Below are 994 nucleotides of genomic sequence, written 5' to 3'. Positions count from 1 at the left end.
CACCGCCCGCGCACCCGCCCAATCCCCCACCGCCTTCAACACCGCGCCCATGTTGTCCAGCGAGACCGAGACGTCCCGGACCGGCTGCAGCAGTCCCGGCTGCGCCTCCCGCAACTCCCGCGCCAACGCCAACGACTCCTCAAACACCGCCCGCGCACCCGACCAATCCCCCACCGCCGACAGCGACTGCCCGAGATTGTTTGCTGCCCAGGACACGATGCGATCGCCCAGCGTGCCGCTGGCAGCACGTGCGGTCGCGAGAACACGTTGCCCGTATCGAATCCGGTCCAGCGCGCTCAGATGATCCCCACCCAAAACCTGATCAGCGTGCAGGAGCGCCTCGATCCCCGGCTCGGTCAAGGTTTCCGGGTCCAGAGCGTCGATGACGTCGAGGCCGGCGGGGAAAGCCCGTAGTGCACGCATGAGCGTCACTTCCGTCCCGGCGACCCGCTGGTTGAGTGCTCGCGCCAAGGCTGCAGCCGACCCCGCAGCACTGGACGCGATCGCATGCCACACCACATCCAACGCATCCATGGAATCCCACACGTCATCCGCCGCGCGCAGCGCGACCAGCCGGGCATGCATATCCGCGCGGGCCCGCAGCGCAGAAGCCTCCCGCACCACACCATGCGAAAACATGAGCCGACCCGTCGCATCAGCCTCACGCAGCTGGCCACCCAACACCCGCCGAAACACCGCCACCCGCACCTGCCCACCCACACCCGGCAGCAGACTCGCCAGATCCGCCGGCGCCAAACCCGACCGAGACACCGCCACCGCCCCCAACAGGGCGTCCGCGGTCTCCGCATCGAGCCGGTCGGCAACAGTGTCCAAAACCACCTCCACCAACTGTGCCGGCTCGCCCGGTGTCCCGCCCCGGGTTTGATGGAGACATCGAAACCTGGAGGAACAGAGGAAGATGGCAGCACAGCGTAAGTACCCGTTGGAGTTGAGGGAGCGGGCCACTCGGTTGGCGGTGGAGGCTCGGCGGGAT

Annotated in this window: 1 protein-coding gene; it reads right to left on the bottom strand. The window is 67.9% G+C overall.

All coding sequences use genetic code 11. The annotated features are described in order from the left end of the window. Positions 1 to 834: tetratricopeptide repeat protein (locus ABD989_RS17640; RefSeq protein WP_345314505.1), on the bottom strand; the 834-nt coding region annotated here is incomplete at its 3' end. Positions 835 to 994: the final 160 nt, after the last annotated feature.

It is taken from the genome of Gordonia alkaliphila (assembly GCF_039542465.1).
In the GTDB taxonomy this organism is placed as follows: domain Bacteria; phylum Actinomycetota; class Actinomycetes; order Mycobacteriales; family Mycobacteriaceae; genus Gordonia; species Gordonia alkaliphila.
Note: the sequence above shows the minus strand (reverse complement) of the source record. Positions and strands in the feature narration are given on the sequence as shown.